This is a genomic window from Betaproteobacteria bacterium (assembly GCA_016791345.1).
Taxonomy (GTDB): domain Bacteria; phylum Pseudomonadota; class Gammaproteobacteria; order Burkholderiales; family JAEUMW01; genus JAEUMW01.
Window position 1 is genome coordinate 1 of sequence record JAEUMW010000431.1, and the last position, 3,642, is coordinate 3,642.

The 3,642-nt window shown below is 67.4% G+C and carries 6 protein-coding genes; 4 read left to right on the forward strand and 2 right to left on the reverse strand.

Annotated elements, in window-relative coordinates; translation table 11 throughout:
- Positions 1-255 (reverse strand): VOC family protein (locus tag JNK68_16205; protein ID MBL8541886.1); only part of this gene is annotated, 255 nt, incomplete at its 3' end.
- Positions 256-491: 236 nt separating this feature from the next.
- Between JNK68_16205 and JNK68_16210 the strand changes: the two genes are divergently transcribed.
- The 3 genes from JNK68_16210 (at position 492) to JNK68_16220 (ending at position 1,847) form a co-directional block, all read left to right on the forward strand.
- Entirely contained in the window at positions 492-1,085 is a 594-nt protein-coding gene (locus tag JNK68_16210; GenBank protein MBL8541887.1) for a DUF99 family protein, read from the forward strand.
- A gap of 265 nt (positions 1,086-1,350) precedes the next feature.
- Positions 1,351-1,602, forward strand: a complete 252-nt coding sequence (locus JNK68_16215; GenBank protein ID MBL8541888.1) for a hypothetical protein — start codon at positions 1,351-1,353, stop codon at positions 1,600-1,602.
- A gap of 2 nt (positions 1,603-1,604) precedes the next feature.
- Complete coding sequence (locus JNK68_16220) at positions 1,605-1,847, forward strand: hypothetical protein (protein MBL8541889.1); 243 nt, start codon at positions 1,605-1,607, stop codon at positions 1,845-1,847.
- A 9-nt stretch (positions 1,848-1,856) separates the two neighbouring features.
- Here the strand turns inward: JNK68_16220 and JNK68_16225 are convergent, their stop codons facing one another.
- Complete coding sequence (locus tag JNK68_16225) at positions 1,857-3,260, reverse strand: M20/M25/M40 family metallo-hydrolase (protein ID MBL8541890.1); 1,404 nt, start codon at positions 3,258-3,260, stop codon at positions 1,857-1,859.
- Positions 3,261-3,435: 175 nt separating this feature from the next.
- Here JNK68_16225 and JNK68_16230 point away from each other — a divergent pair.
- Positions 3,436-3,642: Hsp20/alpha crystallin family protein (locus tag JNK68_16230; GenBank protein MBL8541891.1), on the forward strand; the 207-nt coding region annotated here is incomplete at its 3' end.

Consider the following 3,642-nt stretch of genomic DNA (forward strand, 5'->3'; position numbering starts at 1 on the left):
GACCGACGCACCGCCGCGCGCCTTCGGCCCGAGCGCGCCGCAGTTCGGCATTTCGTCGGTCAGCATCACCATCGAGTCGCCGATGCGGATGGCGGCGTGAATGAGCTTCCCGGGAGCGCCGTCGACGCGGCACATCTCGACCGCATCGAACGCCTTCTTGTAGAACTCGATGGCGTCGGCAGCACCAGCACACACGAGGTGTGGGGTCACGCTATGCATCCCGTCCGGAATCGGTTTCACTTCGGCAGTGCTCATTGTCGTTCCTCCTGCTGGGTTGATCTGCAAGATCGGGCATCCGCAACCGGATCATCGCCCGCACCACGCTACGACGAACCACGCAACGCGAGATCGACATCGGTCGCGAAATATTCGCTGCACGTGCGCGAGGCCGAATTCCCGCACGAGCGACTTCGGTCGATGCGCACGCACCATGACCCGGTGGTGCCCGCGCCGACGGCGCCCGGTCCAGCGAGTGGGGAAATGTGACCGCGATGCACAGCGATGATTCCGGGCCGACGCGCTTGCCCAAGCAGCCGCACGTGATCGCCTTCGACGATGCGCCCTTCGCGCGCGAGCACCGCGGCAACGTGCTGTTGGTTGGCGCCGTGTTCGCCGGCCTGCGCCTGGAAGGTGTCGTCACCGGAGCCGTCCGCCGCGATGGCAGGAACGCGACGCGAGTCATCGCCAGTCTCATCGCCAAAAGCCGCTTCCGGCAGCAGCTGCACGCCGTGCTACTGCAGGGGATCGCAGTCGCTGGCTTCAATGTAGTCGATCTCGCCGCCCTGCACCGGGAAGTGGCGCTGCCGGTCCTCGTCGTGGCACGCAGGAAACCCGACCTGACGGCGATCCGCCGGGCCTTGCTCGATCACGTGCGCGGTGGCGCGCGCAAGTGGCGGCTCATCGAGCGGGCCGGGCCGATGGAAGCAATCGGCGGTCTCTGGGTTCAGCGCACCGGCATCTCGTCGCAAGCTGCCGAAAAACTGCTCGCTCGCCTCACGCCGCGCGGTCGACTCCCGGAACCGATCCGCACCGCTCATCTGATCGCCGGCGCGCTCGCCCCCGGCGAAAGCCGGCATCGCGCCTGAATTCACCCAGCTGCGGCCTGCCGCTCGTCCCTATTCGGCCGTTTCCACCGGGTATCCAGTGGCATACGTGTTGCCTTTCAGCATGCACGCAGAACGCGAGTGCCGACCTGCTCCCGGCCTCCAGTCCAAAAGAACTCTGTGCCGGCGCCCGTCTTCGGACCGCGTCCTCCGTGGGCGAACCGAGGCCTGGCGACGGCAAGGGTGGTGTTGGGGAAACTTCGAAGGGGCGTAGTACAGCCCCTTCTTTTTTTTCTTGGGATTCCAGTTGAAGTCACGGCTGCGGACCGCAGCGATCGCCGCAAGCCTGGCGGTTCCCACGGCCCTGGCAGGCGACGCTGAAGACACCGTCACGGCAACGCTGCATGCCTTTCGCGTCGAGCAGGCTGCCGGCAGCCCGGAGCGTCTGATCCCTGCACTCGAAGCCCGCGCCGGCGACATCGTCGAGTACCGCGCCGAATACCGCAATCACGGCAAGACCACGGTGAGAAACTGGAAGTCGCCGTTCCCCTTCCCTTAGGGATGACTTACGTAGCCGGCAGCGCGCAGCCCGCAAGCGTGCTAGCGAGCGAAGACGGCGTTGCGTTCGGACCGGTTCCGCTGCTGCGCACGGTGACCGATGCCCGGAAACGCGAGCGGCTTACGCCCGTGCCGCTCGCCGACTACCGCTTTCTGCTCTGGCGGATTGCGCGCATCGAGGCGGAATCGTCGGTGCTGCTCTCGCTGCGCATGAAAGTGACGCGTCCCCCCACCGCAGTGAAATAAGCGCCGCGACTACGCGGCCCCGCCGCCCATGACTTCCGCAATGGCGCAGGTAAGGCGTCGCGCGGTCGGCAGATGCAGGAACTCGTTCGGGCCGTGGGCGTTCGATTGCGGTCCCAGTACACCGGTGACCAGGAACTGCGCCCCCGGGAACTTCGCTCCGAGCATGCCCATGAACGGGATCGACACGCCTTCGCCCATGAACACCGCGGAGCGGCCGAAGTAGTTCGTCGAAGCGTGCTCGATCGAGGCCGCGAGCGCGGATGTGACCGGTCCCGCGCACCACCCGCTGGATGCCTGCTCGCGCTCGAAGGTGACACGCGCGCCGTAGGGCGGATCCGCCTCCAGGATCTCCTTCAGCCGCCGTGCCGCCACGTCGGCGTCCGCGGTCGGCGGCAAGCGGAAGGACAGCTTGAACTCGGTCTTCGGCCGCAGCACGTTGCCCGCCGATTCCAGAGACGGCAACCCCGCCGCACCGATGACTTCCAGCGCAGGCTTCCAGGTGCGATTCAGGATGAGCTGCCCCGCATCCCGCGACACCGGACCGCACCCGCAAGCGAACGGAAACTTGTCGTGCACATGGCTGCCAAGGACGTGCGCGGCGTGCTGCGCCTGCTGGACGCGATCCGCGGGGATGTCGACGTGCAGCTCGCGCGGGATGATCTCGCCGGTCGCGGCGTCCTCGATGCGTGCCAGCAGCTGCCGCGCGATGCGGAAGGTCGACGGGACGATGCCGCTCGCGTCGCCGGAGTGCACGCCGAGTTCCAGCACCTCCACCGTCAGCGTGCCGGCGACCAGCCCGCGCAGGCTGGTGGTCGCCCACAACTGCTCGTAGTTGCCGCAGCCCGAATCCAGGCAGATCACCAGCTCCGGCGTGCCCAGCCGGCCGGCGAGCGCATCGATGTACGCAGGCAGGTCGGGGCTGCCGCTCTCTTCGCTGCATTCGAGGAGCAGCACGCAGCGCGGGTGCGACGAGCGCTGGTCGGCAAGTGCGATCATCGCTCCGAGCGCGGTGAACAGCGCATAGCCGTCGTCCGCCCCGCCGCGACCGTACAGGCGTTCGTTCTCGATCACCGGCTTCCACGGCCCGAGATCCTCGCGCCAGCCCGAGAACTCCGGCTGCTTGTCGAGGTGCCCGTAGAGCAGCACGGTGCCCGGCCGCGTGCCGGGAATCTCGACGTAGACGAGCGGCGTGAGCCCGGGCAGCCGCACCACTTCGAGGGTCATTCCCGGGATGCGATGCGCCTCGCACCAGTCGACCGCCAGCCGCACCGCGTCCTCCAGGTAGCCGTGCCGCTTCCAGTCGTGATCGAAGAACGGCGACTTGGCCGGGATGCGGATGTACTCCGTGAGCGTTGGCATGACCGATTCCTGCCACAGCGCATCGACGAAGCGTGCGAGCTTGGGTGACTCCATAATAACTCCGGGTGGGCGTTCGCGAGTGCAACGAGTGTAGCCCGGCCGTGAGGGCCGAACAACGCGGGCCGGGCGCGCTATTGAATTCGCCCTGGGCAAACACCATTTCGTTTGACACGGGACAGCGCAAGGCGATGGCGCCTGCGGCTGGCCGCGCGCAATCCAAGGAGACGTGATGAGGTATCGCGATTCGAGTGCCTGGATGTGGGCCGAGGCCTGCGAGCTGGTGGAGCGGGCGGATCGCCTGCACCGGCAGTTCTTTCAGCTCGGCGAGACGCGTGCGCACCGACCAGTGTGGGAACCGCCGGCAGATGTCGTCGAAACCGCGCGCGGCGTGCGCGTCGTGGTGGCCTTGCCCGGCGTGCCGGCAGATCAGGTGGTG